Annotated in this window: 20 protein-coding genes; 11 read left to right on the forward strand and 9 right to left on the reverse strand. The window is 59.1% G+C overall.

Annotated features, from left to right (window positions below; genetic code table 11):
* Window positions 1–123: 123 nt before the first annotated feature.
* The 6 genes from K7I12_RS09450 (at window position 124) to K7I12_RS17675 (ending at window position 6,991) form a co-directional block, all read left to right on the forward strand.
* Window positions 124–1,797, forward strand: a complete 1,674-nt coding sequence (locus K7I12_RS09450) for a solute carrier family 23 protein (protein WP_231664003.1) — start codon at window positions 124–126, stop codon at window positions 1,795–1,797.
* Between the two features lie 56 nt (window positions 1,798–1,853).
* Entirely contained in the window at window positions 1,854–3,452 is a 1,599-nt protein-coding gene (locus K7I12_RS09455) for a sigma 54-interacting transcriptional regulator (RefSeq protein ID WP_231664004.1), read from the forward strand.
* Window positions 3,453–3,464: 12 nt separating this feature from the next.
* Entirely contained in the window at window positions 3,465–4,919 is a 1,455-nt protein-coding gene (locus tag K7I12_RS09460; protein WP_231664006.1) for an NAD-dependent succinate-semialdehyde dehydrogenase, read from the forward strand.
* A gap of 50 nt (window positions 4,920–4,969) precedes the next feature.
* Window positions 4,970–6,094 carry a zinc-dependent alcohol dehydrogenase family protein gene (locus K7I12_RS09465; protein ID WP_231664007.1) on the forward strand — a complete coding sequence of 375 codons (1,125 nt, stop codon included), beginning with the start codon at window positions 4,970–4,972 and terminating at the stop codon, window positions 6,092–6,094.
* A gap of 252 nt (window positions 6,095–6,346) precedes the next feature.
* Window positions 6,347–6,544: a hypothetical protein gene (locus tag K7I12_RS09470; protein WP_231664008.1), complete on the forward strand. Its 198-nt coding sequence runs from the start codon at window positions 6,347–6,349 to the stop codon at window positions 6,542–6,544.
* Window positions 6,545–6,991 carry a transposase gene (locus K7I12_RS17675; RefSeq protein ID WP_442908041.1) on the forward strand — a complete coding sequence of 149 codons (447 nt, stop codon included), beginning with the start codon at window positions 6,545–6,547 and terminating at the stop codon, window positions 6,989–6,991.
* Between the two features lie 64 nt (window positions 6,992–7,055).
* Here K7I12_RS17675 and K7I12_RS17500 read toward each other — a convergent pair whose 3' ends face one another.
* The 6 genes from K7I12_RS17500 to K7I12_RS09490 form a co-directional block, all read right to left on the reverse strand.
* Window positions 7,056–7,247 (reverse strand): glycine betaine ABC transporter substrate-binding protein, encoded by a 192-nt coding sequence (locus K7I12_RS17500; RefSeq protein WP_331460583.1) that lies wholly within the window; start codon window positions 7,245–7,247, stop codon window positions 7,056–7,058.
* Window positions 7,219–7,938 (reverse strand): glycine betaine ABC transporter substrate-binding protein, encoded by a 720-nt coding sequence (locus K7I12_RS09475; protein WP_269438627.1) that lies wholly within the window; start codon window positions 7,936–7,938, stop codon window positions 7,219–7,221. The genes K7I12_RS17500 and K7I12_RS09475 overlap by 29 nt, the downstream gene beginning before the upstream one ends.
* Before the next feature lie 36 nt (window positions 7,939–7,974).
* Window positions 7,975–8,649 (reverse strand): cysteine hydrolase family protein, encoded by a 675-nt coding sequence (locus tag K7I12_RS09480; RefSeq protein ID WP_231664009.1) that lies wholly within the window; start codon window positions 8,647–8,649, stop codon window positions 7,975–7,977.
* A complete protein-coding gene (locus K7I12_RS09485; protein WP_231664010.1) occupies window positions 8,636–9,232 on the reverse strand; it encodes a GbsR/MarR family transcriptional regulator in 597 nt (198 codons plus the stop codon). The genes K7I12_RS09480 and K7I12_RS09485 overlap by 14 nt, the downstream gene beginning before the upstream one ends.
* Window positions 9,233–9,572: 340 nt before the next feature.
* Window positions 9,573–9,698, reverse strand: coding sequence for a hypothetical protein (locus K7I12_RS17505; RefSeq protein WP_269438628.1), 126 nt, complete (start codon window positions 9,696–9,698; stop codon window positions 9,573–9,575).
* Window positions 9,698–10,036, reverse strand: coding sequence for a hypothetical protein (locus K7I12_RS09490; protein WP_231664011.1), 339 nt, complete (start codon window positions 10,034–10,036; stop codon window positions 9,698–9,700). The genes K7I12_RS17505 and K7I12_RS09490 overlap by 1 nt, the downstream gene beginning before the upstream one ends.
* A 118-nt stretch (window positions 10,037–10,154) precedes the next feature.
* Between K7I12_RS09490 and K7I12_RS09495 the strand changes: the two genes are divergently transcribed.
* From K7I12_RS09495 to K7I12_RS09505, 3 genes are all read left to right on the forward strand, one after another.
* Complete coding sequence (locus K7I12_RS09495) at window positions 10,155–10,403, forward strand: YfhL family 4Fe-4S dicluster ferredoxin (RefSeq protein WP_031382295.1); 249 nt, start codon at window positions 10,155–10,157, stop codon at window positions 10,401–10,403.
* An 84-nt stretch (window positions 10,404–10,487) separates the two neighbouring features.
* Window positions 10,488–11,849 (forward strand): MATE family efflux transporter, encoded by a 1,362-nt coding sequence (locus tag K7I12_RS09500; RefSeq protein ID WP_051907305.1) that lies wholly within the window; start codon window positions 10,488–10,490, stop codon window positions 11,847–11,849.
* Window positions 11,850–11,939: 90 nt separating this feature from the next.
* A complete protein-coding gene (locus tag K7I12_RS09505; protein WP_031382293.1) occupies window positions 11,940–13,253 on the forward strand; it encodes a short-chain fatty acid transporter in 1,314 nt (437 codons plus the stop codon).
* A 93-nt stretch (window positions 13,254–13,346) separates the two neighbouring features.
* Here K7I12_RS09505 and K7I12_RS09510 read toward each other — a convergent pair whose 3' ends face one another.
* Window positions 13,347–13,655: a hypothetical protein gene (locus tag K7I12_RS09510; protein ID WP_031382292.1), complete on the reverse strand. Its 309-nt coding sequence runs from the start codon at window positions 13,653–13,655 to the stop codon at window positions 13,347–13,349.
* A 172-nt stretch (window positions 13,656–13,827) separates the two neighbouring features.
* Here K7I12_RS09510 and K7I12_RS09515 point away from each other — a divergent pair, with 172 nt between their 5' ends.
* Together K7I12_RS09515 and K7I12_RS09520 are read left to right on the forward strand one after the other, a co-directional pair.
* Complete coding sequence (locus tag K7I12_RS09515; RefSeq protein ID WP_031382291.1) at window positions 13,828–14,337, forward strand: acyl-CoA thioesterase; 510 nt, start codon at window positions 13,828–13,830, stop codon at window positions 14,335–14,337.
* A gap of 28 nt (window positions 14,338–14,365) precedes the next feature.
* A complete protein-coding gene (locus K7I12_RS09520; RefSeq protein ID WP_031382290.1) occupies window positions 14,366–15,370 on the forward strand; it encodes a hypothetical protein in 1,005 nt (334 codons plus the stop codon).
* A gap of 3 nt (window positions 15,371–15,373) precedes the next feature.
* Here the strand turns inward: K7I12_RS09520 and K7I12_RS09525 are convergent, their stop codons facing one another.
* Both K7I12_RS09525 and K7I12_RS09530 read right to left on the reverse strand, forming a co-directional pair.
* Window positions 15,374–16,414, reverse strand: a complete 1,041-nt coding sequence (locus K7I12_RS09525) for a hypothetical protein (RefSeq protein ID WP_031382289.1) — start codon at window positions 16,412–16,414, stop codon at window positions 15,374–15,376.
* Window positions 16,415–16,484: 70 nt separating this feature from the next.
* Complete coding sequence (locus K7I12_RS09530) at window positions 16,485–17,888, reverse strand: aminotransferase-like domain-containing protein (RefSeq protein WP_031382288.1); 1,404 nt, start codon at window positions 17,886–17,888, stop codon at window positions 16,485–16,487.
* Window positions 17,889–17,962: the final 74 nt, after the last annotated feature.

The following is a 17,962-nucleotide window of genomic DNA, read 5'->3' on the forward strand; positions in this document are numbered from 1 at the left end:
CCCGATCACGGGCTCGCGGGTACCGCAACGAGGGCTACTTCATCACCATGATCTATCTGATTGGCAGCCCGGTGGGGAGCCTGCTGGATCAGGCCAAATCCACATGAAACGTCGAAGAGCCTGATGAATATAGTCATCGCAGAAAAATTTGATGATGATATTCATCACTATATCTTGGACTTTAGTCTACATTTAAAAGATATTATTTTCAATAAAATCAATGAGTTAATTATAAACATAACTTGGCATACATCTTGCTTCTTCTGTTTATGGCACATACAGAACATATGTGATGTATTTGCCCATCACAAAGATAAACGATGGCCACAACTTCGGAGACACGCCATGGCTACTTGGAAACACCGCGCAGATGGCACGGAAGCGCCATATATTCCCTTGGGGCCCTTTAAGCTACGCCTTCCTTTTATTCATTACCGCTTCGAGTTGCCCGACTACTTGCAAGGCTTATTAATGTGCGCGGTAGATTTGGCCGCCATTCCCTTAATGACTGAATTGTTGGGCATGCCGTTTGAGGCTGCCTTAGCAATCGTCATGCTTAACGGTGTGCTTTACCTTTTACACCATCTTTTGGGCGATCCCGTTGTTCCTGGTTGGATCACGCCAGCTATTCCTCTGGTCATGGCCTATGTCGCTACCTTCCCTGAGGGAGAAGCCCGTGTGCATGCGCTGATATCCTTCCAATTGATGTTGGGCATATTAGCCCTAATTTTAGGCCGAACGGGGCTGGCAAGCAAAGTAGTCAGAATGATCCCCTCTGCTATAAAGGCCGGTGTGATAATGGGTGCCGGTTTGGCTGCTGTAGTGGTTATCTTCGAAGAAGGGGGACGCTTTGAACAGTATCCCTTTACTATCAGCATTGCCGTTGGTTTAGCTTTCTATCTTATATTTTCTCGTCATTTCAATAAATTGAAAGCACAAGGCGGCTTGTGGGGAGTCTTGGGTAAGCTGGGTATTTTCCCAATCATTGTACTGGCGATTATAGTTGCGCCGTTATTTGGTGAGGCCCCGTGGCCGGACATGGAATGGGGCTTTAGTCAGCCTGATTTCATGCTGATGTTTAGTGAGTACACGGTTTTTGGGGTGGGGTTGCCACCGCTGATGATGTTTATAAGTGCGATCCCTACGGTGCTGGCGGCATACATAGTTTTATTTGGTGATGTCCTCCAAAGTAAGGCCCTGCTGGATGAAGCTGACGAGAAGCGTCTTGATGAAAAGATCGATTATGACCCTAACCGGGCCCACCTGATCTTTGGCGGCCGCAATTTTCTTATGAGTATTCTGGGTCCTGATGTGGTAATGGCAGGCCCACTCTGGGCGGCGATGCATGTCGTTATTACTGAACGTTATAAGGAAGGCAAGGATACCATGAATTCTATCTTTGGCGGCTCTGGTTCCTTTCGTTGGGGGACTAATACTGGCCTGCTACTGATGCCTATCGTTAGTTTGGTTCAACCAATTCTTGGCATTGCGCTCGCACTGACTCTGTTAATTCAAGGTTATGTCAGCGTTCGCATCGGCATTATGGAAGCGCGGAGTCAACGCGACTTAGGCATTGCTGGGGTTATTGCTGCTGTGTTGGTGACTAAGGGGGCTGCGTGGGCTTTCGCCGTAGGTGTCGCGCTGTGTGCACTTATTTATGGAAAGAGATTCTTCACTGGCGAGAATGATGAAACCTTTGTTAAGGACGTAGTCGGTAGCGATGCTTTCTTAACAAATACCACCTCCGAGCAGTCTAGCAACCTGTCGGATCCGGCTGCCCCGGCCGACTCTCGCTGACATAGCCAGCATACCTGTCGGAGTTCCGGCAGGTATCTTCTTAGGTATTACAGGTAATGCAACGGATCACGGAAGACCTGACGATAGAAGCGGCACTAGCCTTGTTTCATGAGCAGGGCGAGGATGCTGTGGAGGTATTTAGCAATAAAGGAAAGGTAATGGGCATGCTGACCCATGCTGATATAACAGCTGCAGCGCAGGGTAGTAAACTTGAGCAACGAATTGGGGAATATATTGGACGTCGTGCTGGGGATATACCAAGAGTGCCTTCGGCCAACAGTGTCAATGGTGAAACGCTGCGCTCGGTTCTGGATGCCCTCCACGATGGGGTCTATATCACCGATGCCCAAGGCGTCACAGTAAGCGTAAATAAGGCTTATGAGCGTATTACCGGCATTCGCCGCGAGGACATAGTCGGCAAGCATATGTCTGATTTGGTTGAGGAAGGATATATCTCGAAATCGGTGTCATTAGAGGTTATTCATGAAAAACGTCCTATTACTCTGGTGCAATCTATCAAGGGTGATAGAAAGATTGTTGTTAGCGGTACACCGATGTTTGATGAGTTGGGTTATTTAAAATATGTAGTCACCAGTGTTCGCGACGTGACTGAACTGCTACTTGCCAAGCATGCCCAAGATCAGCTTGAACAAATCAAACGTACTCGTGAGTTCCATAGCATTGCGGAAGAGTTCGGCGATCAGGAACATCGCATAATTTCCAGCACTCAAACCAAAGATTGTTATGCACTAGCCAAACGCGTCGCGACGACCCAAGCCAAGGTGCTGATTCAGGGCGGAACGGGGACTGGCAAAACTATGATGGCACGCTATATCCATCGATGCAGCGAGCGTGCAAAAGGACCTTTTGTAGAGCTGAATTGTGCCGCCGTACCCGAGGGGTTAATCGAAGCTGAGTTATTTGGTTATAGTTCTGGAGCATTCACTGGTGCCTCACAACGTGGCAAACAGGGGCTCCTGGATACGGCCCATGGTGGCACTTTATTTCTCGATGAGATCGGCGACCTTCCACTATCAATACAGGTTAAACTACTTAAAGTTATTGAAGATAGTCGTTTTTTTCCGGTTGGCGGCACCGAACTGCGCTATGCTGACATACGTTTAATTACCGCAACTCACCAAGATCTGCAGGAGCGAATTCGAGATGGTCGCTTTCGTGAAGATTTATATTACCGCATCAGTGTCGTACCTCTGATGCTCCCCCCACTGTGTCAGCGTAGCGACGAAATTATTCCATTACTACGCCATTACTTGGATGTATTTAATCAGCGCTATGGACGATCGTGTCGCTGGCATCTCGAGACGCTAGAGTTGCTGCTGGCCCATAGCTGGCCAGGTAATATCCGCGAATTGATTAATCTAACAGAGCGTTTGGTGGTTACCACGAGCGAAGACGAAATTACCCCGCGCTGGCTCCCTGTTAACACTATACCACCAGTAGCGACTCCTAGAAGCCTCCCTAATGGCACTTTGCGAGAACAGGTCGCTGCGCTGGAGCGCCAGTTGATTGAGACGGCACTGCAGAAATATGGCACTACTCGGGCAGCCGCCGCTGCGCTTGGTATTGACCAGTCTACCTTGGTTAAAAAGACACACCGCTGGCGTTACACCGCCAATACTAATAGAAAGCAATAACGAGAGTATCCTATGAATATTAAAGAATTTTCCTTTTTCAAACAGCAATGTCTCATTAATGGTGTCTGGATAGACGCCGACAGTGGTAAGCGTATCGAGGTCAACGATCCCGCAAGCGGCGAGATCATTGCTCATGTGCCTGCCCTGGGCGCTGACGAGACGAACCGTGCTATTGAGGCGGCTCAGGCTGCTTATCCCGCTTGGCGGGCTTTTACTGCCTCAGAACGAGCCGCGGTCTTGAAGCGCTGGCATGCATTGGTGATGGAACATGAAGAAGCCTTAGGATTGATGATGACGCTTGAGCAGGGTAAGCCTCTGAAGGAGGCTCGCGGCGAGATCGCTTATGCTGCGAGTTTCATCGAGTGGTTTGCAGAGGAAGCCAAGCGTCTCTATGGCGATACCATCCCGGGGCATGCTCGCGACAAGCGTATCTTGGTGACCCGTGAACCGGTAGGTGTATGTGCTGCCATTACGCCATGGAATTTTCCGGCGGCAATGATAACTCGTAAGGTCGCTCCGGCGCTTGCCGCTGGCTGCACCATGATAGTCAAGCCGGCCCAGGAGACTCCGCTTACTGCCCTGGCGCTGGGAGCATTAGCCGAACAGGCCGGTGTACCTGCAGGTGTGCTCAATATCGTTACTGGCCCATCCCGTGAGATCGGCCCGGTACTCACCGACAGCCCTGTAGTCAGAAAGCTGAGCTTCACCGGCTCCACTCCGGTCGGCGCCAAGCTGATGGCCGCCTGTGCTCCGACAGTGAAGAAAATATCACTGGAGTTGGGGGGGAATGCTCCCTTCATTGTTTTTGATGATGCTGATTTAGAGGCCGCTGTGGCAGGTGCACTAGATAGTAAATTCCGTAATGCAGGTCAGACTTGCGTTTGTGCCAACCGCATTTACGTACAGAGCGGAATTTATGATGCTTTTGTTGAGCGGCTTGCTCAGAGGACGGCCGAGCTGGAGGTAGGTGTAGGTAGCGAGGAGGGAGTCGAGGTTGGCCCTCTGATTAATAGCCAAGCCATAGAGAAGGTCGAAGCGCATATTAAGGATGCGCTTGCCAAAGGTGGCCAACTACTAACCGGGGGCCAGCGTCACGCCTTGGGTGGAGGCTGGTTTCAGCCAACCGTTATTTCAGGTGCTACGGCTGACATGGCTTGTGCTAAAGAAGAAACCTTTGGCCCGCTGGCCCCTGTGTTCCGCTTCGATAACGAAGCTGATGTCATTGCTGAAGCTAACGAGACCGAGTTTGGACTGGCAGCTTATTTTTATTCAGAGAGCGTTACACGTATTTGGCGAGTTTCTGAGGCGCTGGAATATGGCATGGTCGGTATCAATACTGGATTGATATCTACTGCCTCGGCGCCTTTTGGTGGTGTGAAAGCCTCTGGCATTGGTCGAGAGGGGTCACGTTATGGTCTCGATGAATATACAGAACTTAAATACCTGTGCCTCGGTAATATTAAATAATAGTAAATAGTTAAATAATGCCAATATAAGTTATATAAAGTGGAGCAAATATGAAAACTCGTGCAGCAGTAATACGCCAGATGTCTCTGGAGCGGCCTTACGGTAGGACAAAGCCGCTGTGTATTGAAGAAATCGACCTTGATCCGCCCGAGCGTGACGAAGTACTGGTTCGTGTGCGTGCAGCAGGGTTGTGTCACTCCGATCTCTCGACAATCAACGGCGACCGCCCTCGCCAGCTGCCAATGGTGCTTGGCCACGAGGCGGCTGGTGAAGTAGTCGAAGTGGGACCTGGCGTCGATAACTTCGCCCCTGGTGATCACGTGGTATTCTCATTCGCACCAAATTGTGGATCATGCAATTTTTGCTTATCTGGGCGAGGGTCATTATGCAAGCCAGGCGCTGAGGCCAATGCTGCCGGTACTTTATTAGGGGGAGGCATCCGACTTCATCGCGGCGATGAGAGCATCAACCATCATATCGGTGTATCCGGTTTTGCCGAGTACACTGTTGCCTCACGCCATTCCCTGGTCAAGATTGATCCGACAGTGCCGTTTCATATCGCAGCGCTATTTGGTTGTGCAGTACTAACCGGAGTAGGAGCAGTCGTGCATTCAGCTGGGTTGCGTCTTGGACAGTCTGTTTTGGTGGTTGGACTCGGCGGTGTAGGCTTATCTGCGGTGCTTGGGGCTCTCGCAGGTGGAGCGAGGCAGGTCATTGCTGCCGACATTAGTCCTGAGAAGCTTGAAATGGCAAAGGCAATGGGTGCGACTCACTGTGTTAATAGCGCTGATCCTGATGCGCTGGAACAAGTACGTGACTTGTCAAGTGGCGGTGTAGATATCGCTGCAGAGTTTGCCGGGGTTGCTAAGGCACTAGAGTTCGCTTACGAGGCGACGGGTAAGGGTGGTACTACAGTAACATCGGGGTTACCGCATCCTGATGTTAGGCTTTCGATTAGTCCGACCCGTATGGTTGCTGAAGAACGTAAGCTGATAGGGTCTTATCTTGGGGGCCATGTACCTGCGCTGGACACGCCGGAGTACATCGCACTTTATCAGGCTGGACGTTTGCCGGTTGATAAACTGCTGACCCACCGCTTAACACTTGATGAAATCAATGAAGGTTTTGATATGTTGGCCGAAGGTAAGGCTATTCGACAGGTCATAGAGTTCTGACCTAATAAAGTAACGAGGACTGCGAGGCGTATTACAGTGCCTTTCAAAACCTTGAAAGCCGCCTCAGCCATTCCTAGATTTTCGGTATGGCTAGCTGTGTAACCCTATCAGGTGACTGAAGATTGGTAGTCCGCCGAGCCTTCTCCCCGATAGCGGCGCACCCATTTATAGACCGTTCAGCCTGAGCCGTCGGCCCAACGCAGGCTTCGAGCCCTGCTGAGGCGTATCGAAGATCTACAGACTCTTGAGCGCATGGAACGCAACCGTCTGAAGGTAGCAACCGATACGAGTGTGCAGGCCTCGATCCGCGGCGTACTTGATCAGTTGCACACACAAATCACGGAGCTGCTGACCGCGGACAAGGATCATATCCATAATGACTCCAGCCTACGGCACAAGCGCGATCTGCTGCTCAGCATTCGCGGAATCAGTGACAAAACGGCGGCTTGATTGCTGGCTGAACTCGGCGATCCGCTAACGTTCACCGACGCGCGCGGGATCGTGGCTTTTGCTGGCTTGAATCCGAAGCTGCAGGAATCCGGCCAACATAAAGGTACTGCGCGCATCTCGCGCGCAGGCTCGGCCCGACTCCGCGCGGGTCTCTACATGTCAGCCATCGTCACCATGACCCCGCTGTCAAGGCACTTCAGGAGCGCCTCCGAAAACGGGGCAAGGCCGGGAAGCAAATCGTCTGCGCCGCTATGCGTAAACTGCTGCATCTCGTTTATGGCGTGCTCAAATCCGGCAAGCCGTTCGATCCGGCATTGGCTATTGCAAGCTGATACGCAAGACGGTATCCATCGAGAGATCACAGCTAGGCGCCGAGGCCGCGCTCCACTACCGAGCCGCCTACCTGGAAGAGCAATCCGTACGGCTGGGACACCGGTACAGTCTTAACTAGGTTAGTAGTCAGGAATGCTGAATAACGCAAGTGGTGCGCTTATTGCCTGAACTCAGGGCATTAACGCCCAAGTATCTCGTCCACTCGCTCGCGGTTGTCTTCGATCCACGCGGCGGCAGAGGCCTCGAATGAGGTGCCATCCTCCTCGTACGCGGCCATCATCGCTTCCAGCTCGGCTACGCTGATGCTCCACTGAGACATGATGTCGTAGGCGCGCGGGTACTTATCTTCGATACCCTGATAAGAAAGCACGAAAACGCTGTCGTAGTTGATAATGTCCTTCCGTATCCTCCAAAAACTTCAGGTCATACTGCGAGAACATGGAGTGCGGACGCCAGCCTGTGATGATGAACGGCTCTTTCTTCGGCATCTTTTCCCTGAGAACGCCCATCATGGCGGCCTCGCTGGTGTAGGCGAGCTGATACCCATCAAGGTCATAGTCTTCATCTGCCATCACCTGCTCGGAGATATCGACGATGCCTGCACCGGCGCCTATGGTCACTACCTGGCCACCGAACTTGTCAGCCTTTCCCGCCAAGTCGCCGATGGTTTCTGCTTCGACATAAGCAGGTACCACCCAGCCTAGCGGCACGTTTTCATAACTGGTGGCGACTTTCTGTAGATCACCTTTGTATTCGCTCCACAGCGCCTGCTCAGTGTAGGGCAGCCAGGCGTCCATGAAAAAATCGATCTGCTCGATCTGCATGCCCTGAAAGATCGCCGGTTGTGCAAGCAGCTTCTTCTCGACGCTGTAGCCCGCCTCTTCCAGAATCTGCTCGGCGATAGCTGTCGGCGCTTCGGTGCTGGTCCAGGCCGGCATGCCGAAGGTAATGGTGGTGTCCTCGACGCCCTCGGCGGCCAGCGGCAGTTGATCGGTGGCATGGGCACCTGCGGCGATCAGTGTGGAAGCCAGAAATGTCGTGGATATGCGTGTGAATGTCATACGTTTTTCCTTTGGTTTTGGTCAAAAGATCCCTGGTCACTGCTTTTCGGCAGGCGCGGTAAGTTTGCCGAAGGCCTCGCGCAGGGTTTCCGGGGTAAATTGCAGTGCATCAACGTTATCGTCATGCCAAGCAGCATACTTGCGCCCTTCCAGGCACTTGATCATGTTGTCAGTGTTCAGCACTTCTAGGGAGTAGACCCAGTTGGCCATGATCGTCAGGGCGGCCATGTGGGCGCCCTCGTTGGAGGCTGTACACATGTCGTGCACTAGATGGATGCGGTAATCGCGGAAGTAGGCATCGAACACTGATGTCATCAAACAGCCGTCTGTCACGACACCGCCGATGATCAGTTGCTTTACGCCAAGGCTTTTCAGCATCAGGTCCAGGCTGGTGTCGAAGAAGGCGCTCCAGCGGTATTTATCGATCACGACATCAGTGCCCTGCGGCTTGACCGCCTCCAAAATCTCGACGCTATCGCGGTTATCGGCGTAGAACTGCGGCTCGCCGCTAGCGTGGCGAGGCTCGTCAAGCGAGAGCCCGATACCGTCGCGGCGATTGATCTGTCGTGTGTAGATCACTGGAATACCGGCCGTGCGGCAAACATCGATCATGCGCTGAGTGTTACGCACCACGCCATCTAACCCGGACAGGCCGAAGCCGCTCTCTTTCTGCAGATCAATCACCACCAGGGCGGTTTCATTTTTCTTCATGCTTGACGTTCTCTTGGTTGGATTCGCGGCCCGATGACTGCTCGTCGCGCTCGGGCCGGGGAAAATGCTCGAAGATCTCACCCGACTCCATGGCATTGGCCAGCTGCATGATCCAGCGCAAGTAGGCTTTAGAACCGCTTATCAGCGCCTGATCCTTAGCGGCCTGCTCTCTGATCTCGCTGTCCGCTGCGTGATCGGCGAGCTCGAGCATCACCGGCTCGGTCTGTTCGATTGCCTTGTGAATGGTGCCGCGCTCCAGGCGCAGCATCTTGACCATGAAGCTCAGAAAGTTCTTGAAGAAGTCCTTCCCGGCTATGTAGTGATCCTTGCGATCGCCTTTCTTCCATACCTTCACCACCATGCCGGTATCGATCAGCTCACGGATGCCGGTGCTGACGCTCGCCTTGCTCATGGCGACCTCGTCCTTGATTTCGTCAAGCGTCAGCGATGATTCGGCGAAATAAAGCACGGCATAGATCCGCCCCACCGAGGGCGTGACGCCATAGGCCACCATGCTCTGGGCAATGGCGCTGATCATTACGTCGCGCGCCTGCTCCAGGCGCTGCGTGTCCATCTCCTGCATGGCAAAGCCCTATATTCAATATATTTTGAACATACTGAACAAAATAAATATAAAGATGCGGGTCGTCAAATCAGCGTCGAACAGTGGTGCCCGAACAGTGAGCGCCTTGCCCAGCAAGCCCTTCGTCAGCCCCTGCATTTAGGTGTGTGAACCCATCGGGTCGTTCACGGAAAGCTCCAGCCGGCTGACTGGGAGATCGATTGGTTCGCATCTCCAGTTTCGGGGTAGGCTCCGGATGAACAAGCTTAGAGAGATCACAACCAGTATCCGGCCGCTCGACAGAAAAAGGCCGCCACCCGACCGGGAATGGCGACCTCGCCGTTCTGGGGCGACGCCTCGCTCAGAAGCGATACGTGGCGTACAGTTCTACCAATTGCGCGGTGTCGTCATGGCCAGCAAAACGCTCGTCGGCGCCCTCGCCGGAAAAGGCCACTCCGTAGATAGCCGACAGCGACAACTGGGGCATCAGCGCCCAATCACTGTAAAGGTTGAACTCGTGAGCAAAGTCACCGCTGTCGGCCCCCGGCGATCGTGGTAGCGAAAGCGATAACCGATCGCGCCGATTTCCAGCGAGTCGCTGGGCATCAACGAAAACCTGAGCGTGTCGATGTCGAGGTTGCTGTTGAACAGCATGTACTCGCCTTCAATCTCGCCCATGAACCAGTTGCCCCAACCGCCTGCGAAATCGTAGAACAGCGTGTCGTAATCGGCACCGAACTCAGCTCGCCGATAGGCCAATTGTGGCCGCCAGGGCACGTCGCTGAACGTGTAGGTGCCCTGTTGATACCAGCCGTCGGCATCCACGCGTCGCCGATACGCTGCGCGAACGCTTCCATTGTGACCAGGGCCCCGGCGGACGGAGCCCCAGCGAGCGGAATCCAGGCCAGTGATGATCCCTCTTTACGCAGCGAGGACATGAACCATGGCCCTGATGATCACCGACGAATGCATCAATTGCGACGTCTGCGAACCCGAGTGCCCCAACGACGCCATCTCGGCCGGCGAAGAGATCTATGTCATCGACCCCAACCTGTGCACCGAATGCGTCGGTCACTTCGACGAGCCCCAGTGCCAGCAGGTATGCCCGGTAGACTGCATCCCGCTTGACCCGACGCGCAGCGAGACCCGCGACCAGCTGCTGAAGAAGTACGAGCTGATCAGCGCCGCCTGATTCCCGAGCGCATTGCGCCACCCGGATCGTCACGCGACACCGACGCGCCACAACGTCAAGGCCAACGCCGAGCAAGGAATCCGCGTGTCTGCCGCACCCGCCCCCGCATACCCCGCCACCCAGCGAGTCTGGGCACTGGCCTGGCCGATCATCCTGTCCAACATCACCGTACCGCTGCTCGGCCTGGTCGATACCGCGGTGGTCGGCCACCTGCCGGAATCGCGCTACCTCGCCGGAGTGACGCTGGGTGCGATGCTGTTCAGCTTTCTCTATTGGGGCTTCGGCTTTCTGCGCATGGGCACCACCGGTCTGACCTCGCAGGCGCAGGGCCGCGACGACGCCACCGCGGTGCGCAACCTGCTCGGCCAGGCGCTGGTGATGGCGCTGGTCATCGGCGGCCTGCTGATCGTCTTCTCGCGGCCGTTGACCGCCCTCGGCCTGTGGCTGCTCGACGGCAGCGCCGAGGCCACCGCGGTGGCCCGCGACTACGCCGTCATCCGTTTCCTGTCGGCGCCGGCGGTGCTCGCCAACTACGCGATTCTCGGCTGGTTCCTGGGCCAGCAGAACAGCCGCGTGACGCTGGCGATCCTGGTGCTCACCAATAGCGTCAACATCGTCCTCGACCTGCTGTTCGTGGTCGGCCTGGGAATGGCCAGCGACGGCGTCGCCTGGGCCACGGTGATCGCCGACTACACGGCGCTGACGCTGGGGCTATGGCTGGTGCGCCGCCAGCTCGCCGAACTCGGCGGCGTGTTTCGCCGCGAGCGGCTATGGCGGCTGGCCGCCTACCGCGAACTGTTCCAGGTCAACAGCCAGCTGTTCCTGCGCACCCTGGGGTTGCTGTTCGCGCTGGCCTTCTTCACCGCCCAGGGCGCCAGCCAGGGCGACGTGGTGGTCGCCGCCAACGCCGTGCTGTTGCAGTTCATCATGCTCACCTCGTACAGCCTCGACGGCTTTGCACAAGCCGCCGAGGCGCTGACCGGGCGCGCCATCGGGCGCCGCGACTGGAACGAATTCTCCGCAGCGGTCGGCGCCGCAGCACGCTTCTCGCTGTTGACCACCGTCGCCGCCATGCTCTGCTTCACGCTCGGCGGCACGGCACTGATCGCCCTGCTCACCGACCTGCCGGCGGTTCGCGAGACCGCCGCCGACTACTTGCCGTGGATGATCCTGATGCCGGCCCTGGCGGTCTGGAGCTATCTGCTCGACGGGGTGTTCATCGGCGCCACGGCGACCCGCGAGATGCGCAACAGCGTGTTCGCCGGGCTGATCGTCTACCTGCCTGGCTGGTGGTTGCTGACCGGCCCGCTGGGGCTCGGCAATCTCGGCCTGTGGCTGGCCTTTCTGCTGTTCACGCTGGTGCGCTCGGTGACGCTGGGCGGGTACTACCTGCACTACCGCCGCACGCGCTGGAGCGACCGGGTCGAGGCCATTGGCCACAAGTAGCGTTGACCGGAGACGCCGACGCGGGTTATCGGTTACGCAAGGTTACCGCTATGCTTTGCTAACGCGCCGCCAACAACAAGCGAGACATCCATGCTCAAATACCTGTCACGACCAGCCGTGAAACTGGTCGACCGCTACCTGCCCGACCCCTTCATCTTCGTGCTGCTGCTGACCCTGGTCGCCGCCGCCGCGGCGATCGGCGTGGAACGTCAGACGCCACTGGCGGTGCTGCGTTTCTGGGGCGACGGCTTCTGGGACCTGCTGACCTTCTCGATGCAGATGCTGCTGGTGCTGGTGACCGGCTTCATGCTCGCCAGCTCACCGCCGGTCAAGCGCCAGCTGGCCCGGCTCGCCGGCAAGGCCGGCACGCCGGCGCGGGCGATCGTGCTGGTCACTCTGGTGTCGCTCGCCGCGAGCTGGATCAACTGGGGCTTCGGGTTGGTGGTGGGGGCGCTGTTCGCCAAGGAGCTGGCCCGTCAGATCCGCGTCGACTACCGGCTGCTGGTCGCCAGCGCCTACTCCGGCTTCGTCGTCTGGCACGCCGGGCTGGCCGGCTCGATCCCGCTGGTGATCGCCACCGAGGGCCACTTCACCGCCGACCAGATCGGCGTGATCCCGACCTCGCAGACGATCTTCTCGCTGTTCAACCTGGCGATCGTCGTCGCGCTGTTCATCGCGGTACCGCTGGTCAACCGCTGGATGCTGCCCGACGACAAGGACAGCGTCTACGTCGAGGCGGATAAGCTCAGCGACGTCGAGCCTCACGACGGTGTGGCCACGCGTCCCGCCGAGCATCTCGAGAACAGCGTCAGCCTGGCCTGGCTGGTGGGCATTCCGGGGCTTTTGTTCCTGCTCGATCACTTCCTGCTGCGCGGTGGCGGCCTCAACCTGAACGTCGTCAACTTCCTGTTCCTGTTCCTGGCCATCGTCCTGCACAGGACGCCACGCCGCCTGCTCGACAGCCTCAACGAGGCGATCAAGGGCGGCGCGGGGATCGTCATTCAGTTCCCTTTCTATGCCGGGATCATGGCGATCATGGTCCAGTCGGGACTCGCCGAAACGCTGTCGCAGGGCTTCGTGTCGATCGCCAACGCCGACACGCTGCCGTTCTGGACGTTCATCAGCGCCGGGGTGGTCAACTTGTTCGTGCCCTCCGGCGGGGGCCAGTGGGCAGTCCAGGCTCCGGTCATGCTGCCCGCGGCCCAGGCGCTGGGCGCCGATGTTCCGCGCATCGCCATGGCGGTGGCCTGGGGCGACGCCTGGACCAACTTGCTCCAGCCGTTCTGGGCGTTGCCGGTGCTCGCCATCGCCGGGCTCAAGGCCAAGGACATCATGGGCTTCTGCCTGATCCAACTGGTGGTCACCGGCGTCATCATCAGCCTGGGGCTGAGCTATATACCTTGAGTGGCCATACCCCGAGCGACCGGCGCTGACCGCCAGGGTACAGGCTAGCCGGTCGTGCGACCGACTCGGTGCTGCTCGCTCAGCGCTTGTCGCTCAATCCTTCTCGGGAGTAAAGGCCGGCGGATCGCTGGCCGGAAACGATTCGCTGCTGGCCTCGTCGACGCGGGCCCCCTCCTCGCCCGGCGGCGGCGAGGTGAGTACCGCGCCGAGCCGGCCGTCGGGGTCGTCGAGCAGCGTCAAGCGGTCGCTGGCAGTGGCCGAAAGCCGGGTGTAAGGCAGCCAGCGGAAGTTGCCGTCGGTGTCGACGATGCGCGCATACTTGCCGCCCAGCGCATCGACGTCGCCCAACCGAGTGCCATCCAGGGCCTGCACCGTGACACCGACATGAAAGGCTGCATCCATGTTAAGCCTCCTCATCCGTTGATCGTCCTACCAGTACAGCACAAATTGCATTCGATGCCCCAAGCCGCGGGCTCCCGTGCGCGCCCTCAAACATGATACAACCGGGGCTGCGCCACTGCGCATGCCCGACCGAGAGCCGACCGAGAGACCGCGCACCGTGACGAGCCAGCCCATGACGCCCAATGACATGCCCCGCCAGCACTCCCTGACCATGACCGTGCTGATGACCCCCGACATGGCCAACTTCAGCGGCAAGGTCCACGGTGGGGCGGTTCTCAAGAAACTCGACGAGGTCGCCTACGCCTGCGCCAGTCGCTATTCCGGCAGCTATGTGGTGACCCTGTCGGTCGATCAGGTGCTGTTCAAACAGCCGATCCACGTCGGCGAGCTGGTGACCTTCCTGGCCTCGGTCAACCACGTCGGCCGCTCGTCGATGGAGATCGGCATCAAGGTCATCGCCGAGTCGATCCAGGAGAAGCTCATCCGCCACACCAACAGCTGCTACCTGACGATGGTCGCGGTGGACGCGCAGGGACGCCCGGTCCAGGTACCGCCGCTGCGCCCGGCAACGCCATTGCAGCAACATCGCTTCGAGAAGGCCGCGTTACGCAAGCAATTGCGCAAGCAGGCCGAACAGGCCTCGCGGGAGCACGACAGCCAATACACCGGCCCAGCTTCCTGAGAGCCGGCCGGGCACGCAAGGAGGCCACATGACACCGACGAAGTCGCAGCGCCAGCGATCCTCGCCCGGAGAACGGCTCAAGCTGGGCTGGGATGTGCTGGTGATCGTCCTGGTGATCGCCAATCTGGCCCTGCTGCTGTTCGACAGCCTCTATCTGGTGACCCCGCTGCGCGAGGCATTCGCCTCGCTCGCTCCGCAACTGCAGAGGCTCTATCAGCAGAACGTTCGCGAGCACTTCTTCGCCATCGACCTGGCGTTCGTCAGCATCTTCGTTCTCGATGTGCTACTCGGCTGGATCGTGGCAATCGCCGAGCGCCGCTATCATCGCTGGTTCTTCTACCCCTTCGTGCACTGGTACGACGTACTCGGCTGCATTCCGCTGGCCGGCTTTCGCTGGCTGCGCGTGCTGCGCGTCGTCGCGCTGCTTCACCGCCTGCAGCGTCTGGGCCTGATCGAAGTGCGTCGTTGGTACCTGTTCGGCGTGGTGCACAAGTATTACAACATCCTTCTGGAGGAGCTTTCCGATCGCGTCGCGGTGCGTCTGATCGGCAGCGTTCAGGACGAGATCCGGCGCAGCAACACGCTCTCGCAGCGGCTCTCGGACGAGGTGCTGGCGCCGCGCAAGGAGCAGCTGGTCGACGAGATCGCCCAACGCCTGGAAGCCGGCCTGAACGACATCTACACCGACAACCGCGCGCTGATCGCCCGCTATATCAGCGCCCTGGTTGGGCGTACGTTGCAGGAAAGCCCCGAGATTCAGCGCCTGCAGCGCCTGCCGATGGGCCGCCAGCTGAGCGAGGCGATGGACCAGACGCTCAGTGACCTGGCCGGCCGGTTGATCCACGAGGCGGTCGGCGGCCTGCGCTCGCCGGAGTTCTCGCAGTTGCTGCGCCGCGCCACCGACAGCGGCATGGACATCCTGATGGTCGCCGACACGCGCAGCGAGCGCATCACCGAGCAGGTGCTGATCGAGACCCTCGAACTGCTCAAGGAACAGATCGCCACCAAGCGCTGGCAGCAACGCTACGACTGAGCGTCAGACGATGCGCAGGATGGTATAGGGCGCCTCGTTGGCGTGGCGCTCATCGCGCGCGTCGATCGACCCCAGCGCCAGGTTGCGATCGTTGTCGTAGGCGACGAACAAGCTTTCCTCGTCGAGTACCGCCAGCCCCTCGGCCTTGTGCTCGAAGACCAGCGGCTCACCGTGTTCGTCCTCGACCAGTTGCGGGGCGCGGCCGGCATTGAGGTCATCGAGGCTCATCGTCCACAGGTAGCCGCCGATATGCTCGACACCGTCGATCTCGGTCTCGAAGCTGGTCAGCAGGTAGAGCCGGGCGTTGTAGGGGTCGTATTCCAGGCTCGACAGGCCACAGACGTGACGCACCTGGGGGAAGTCGCCGGGATTGAACCGATACAGGCTGCGCAGTTCGTCGATGAACTCGAGATTGCCTTGGGCGTTGACGCGATAGTGCGCGCCCACTATCCGGCACACGTAATCGAAGTCGGCGTGAGTGTTGCCCTGCTCGCGCACGCCGAACATCAGCAGCCCGTCGCCGCGCTCGCCGGGGATCGCCGCGAGCCCCTCGATCTTGTAGTAGGGCGTGCCGATCGCACCGTCGAGCTTGTTGCGCAGCTCCAACGAGCCCTCGACGCCGTCTCGGGGATCGGGGTCGACCACCTGCACCCGCTCGGGCTGACCCAGCGGCCAGATCAGCAGATGGTTGTAGGCATTCAGCGTGTGGTCGTCCTCGGCGATGCGATCGAAGCCGGTGGTCGCCAGTACGTGACGACCGTCGGCGGTCAGCGCGAAATCCTCGTACTTGGCGGCGCTCTTGATCGCCGGTTCGGTGAAGTAATCGAGGCTGGCATCGTCGGGGATGCCGTGCGCATCGATGTCGACCGCAAACACCGCCGAGCGCGACTCGCCGGGGATCGGCTTGTCGCTGGCCAGGATCAGCCGCCGACCGTCGTAGACCACCGCCGAGACCTCGGCGTTGACCGGCTTGTCATCGGCATCGCGCAGGCCGACGGGGAAACAGTGCAACGTGCCGTGGGCAAGTACCTGGGCGCGATTCATGGGCGACTCCTTGCAAGAGGTGATGCCTTACTAGGTGGAGGCGATAAGCCGGCGATGCAAGCGTCGCCGTTCACAGCGTACGCCAGGGGCTGGCCGGCGGCGCGGCCAACGTGTCGGCGATGATCTTGAGCGCACGCTCCAGCGTCTCGCGGTCGGCCGCCGCGCTGACGCACAGACGAATCGCCTGCGGCGCCGGCTCGCTGCCGACGCAGAACGGCTCGGCGCTGGTCACCCGCACCCCCTGGCGTTCGAGTTGCTCGATCAGTGCCGCGGCGCGCCAGCCGTTGGGCAGTTCCAGCCAGAGGTGGAAGCCGTGAGGCTGGCCGCTCGGCGCGAAGGCAGCCAGCCGCTGCCGGGCCAGACGTTGGCGCGCGGCGATCTCGTCGAGTTGCCAGCCGAGCAATCGCTCGGCGGCACCGCTGTCGATCCAGCGGCAGACCACCTCGACCATCAACGGCGGCACCATCCAGCTCTGCGCGCGCTGGGCGCTGGCCAGGCGCTCCTGCAACGTCGGTGGGGCGCGCAGCAGGCCGATGCGCAGCCCGCCGGCGATCACCTTGGACGTGCTGAACAGGTACAGCGTGCGCTCGGGCGCCCGCAGGTAGAGCGGCCTGCCCCGCGCCTCGGGCGGCAGGTACTGCACGCCGTCCTCGATCAGCCAGAAATCGTAGCGCCGCGCCAGCTCGACCAACCGCTCGCGACGCGCCTCGCTCAACTGCGCGCCGGTCGGGTTGTTCTGTTCGGGGGTGAGATAGACCAGCCGCGGCGGTTGCTGCTGACAGAGCCGCGCCAGCGCCTCGACATCCAGGCCCTGATCGTCCAAGGGAATGCGCTGTAGCTTGAGGTGGCACTGCTGGGCGGCGGCGATCGCCCCCGGATAGGTGAGCGCCGCCGCGGCGATGCGTTCGCCGGGTTGGGTCAGCGCCTGCAGCGCCAGGAAGATGGCGTGCTGGCCGCCCAGGGTGATCGTCAGTTCGTCGGCCACCATGGGCAAGCCCAGCCGGGTCAGCCAGTCGGCCAACGCGCGACGATGCGCGGGCGTGCCGTGCTCGGATTGATAGTCCACCGCCGCCTGCAGCGCCGAGGGGTCGTCGGCGAGCGCGGCCAGCACCTCGCCCAGACCCGCCGGGCGCTGCGGATGCGGCGGCGGCAGGCTCAGGCTGAGATCGATCAGCTCGCCAGCGGTCGCGCTCGGCTCAACCGACACGTGGCGAAAGCCGGGAGCGCTGGCGCGGCGATCTTTCACATAAGTGCCGCTGCCCACGCGGGCCTCGAGCAGGCCACGTCGCTCGGCCTCGTCATAGCCGCGGGTGATCGTGCCCACGGTAACGCCCAGCGTATCGGCCAGGCGTCGCTGCGGCGGCAGCCGCTGGCCGGGCTCGAGCTCGCCGGAGGCGACGGCCGCGGCGATCGCGTCGGCCAGCGCCCGGTAACGCGTCACCCCGGCCGGTAACTCGGGTTTCCAGATTGTCATGGTGACAATAAATCCGTTGACGCCGTTGGAACCGCCATTATGCTGGCAAAGAGGGACAATTCAAAGCAAACCTG

The sequence above is a fragment of the Halomonas sp. IOP_31 genome (assembly GCF_021151495.1).
GTDB classification, from domain to species: Bacteria; Pseudomonadota; Gammaproteobacteria; order Pseudomonadales; family Halomonadaceae; genus Modicisalibacter; species Modicisalibacter zincidurans.

Bases quoted from the DNA above. Each gene is read 5' to 3' on its own strand.
- K7I12_RS09465 (WP_231664007.1), top strand. From the start codon at position 4,970: ATGAAAACTCGTGCAGCAGTAATACGCCAGATGTCTCTGGAGCGGCCT.
- K7I12_RS09520 (WP_031382290.1), top strand. From the start codon at position 14,366: ATGACACCGACGAAGTCGCAGCGCCAGCGATCCTCGCCCGGAGAACGG.
- K7I12_RS09475 (WP_269438627.1), bottom strand. From the start codon at position 7,938: ATGACATTCACACGCATATCCACGACATTTCTGGCTTCCACACTGATC.
- K7I12_RS09495 (WP_031382295.1), top strand. From the start codon at position 10,155: ATGGCCCTGATGATCACCGACGAATGCATCAATTGCGACGTCTGCGAA.
- K7I12_RS09450 (WP_231664003.1), top strand. From the start codon at position 124: ATGAATATAGTCATCGCAGAAAAATTTGATGATGATATTCATCACTAT.
- K7I12_RS09530 (WP_031382288.1), bottom strand. From the start codon at position 17,888: ATGACAATCTGGAAACCCGAGTTACCGGCCGGGGTGACGCGTTACCGG.
- K7I12_RS09525 (WP_031382289.1), bottom strand. From the start codon at position 16,414: ATGAATCGCGCCCAGGTACTTGCCCACGGCACGTTGCACTGTTTCCCC.
- K7I12_RS09460 (WP_231664006.1), top strand. From the start codon at position 3,465: ATGAATATTAAAGAATTTTCCTTTTTCAAACAGCAATGTCTCATTAAT.
- K7I12_RS09480 (WP_231664009.1), bottom strand. From the start codon at position 8,649: ATGAAGAAAAATGAAACCGCCCTGGTGGTGATTGATCTGCAGAAAGAG.
- K7I12_RS09470 (WP_231664008.1), top strand. From the start codon at position 6,347: ATGGAACGCAACCGTCTGAAGGTAGCAACCGATACGAGTGTGCAGGCC.
- K7I12_RS09455 (WP_231664004.1), top strand. From the start codon at position 1,854: ATGCAACGGATCACGGAAGACCTGACGATAGAAGCGGCACTAGCCTTG.
- K7I12_RS17505 (WP_269438628.1), bottom strand. From the start codon at position 9,698: ATGCCCCAGTTGTCGCTGTCGGCTATCTACGGAGTGGCCTTTTCCGGC.
- K7I12_RS09485 (WP_231664010.1), bottom strand. From the start codon at position 9,232: ATGCAGGAGATGGACACGCAGCGCCTGGAGCAGGCGCGCGACGTAATG.
- K7I12_RS09510 (WP_031382292.1), bottom strand. From the start codon at position 13,655: ATGGATGCAGCCTTTCATGTCGGTGTCACGGTGCAGGCCCTGGATGGC.
- K7I12_RS09505 (WP_031382293.1), top strand. From the start codon at position 11,940: ATGCTCAAATACCTGTCACGACCAGCCGTGAAACTGGTCGACCGCTAC.
- K7I12_RS09515 (WP_031382291.1), top strand. From the start codon at position 13,828: ATGACGCCCAATGACATGCCCCGCCAGCACTCCCTGACCATGACCGTG.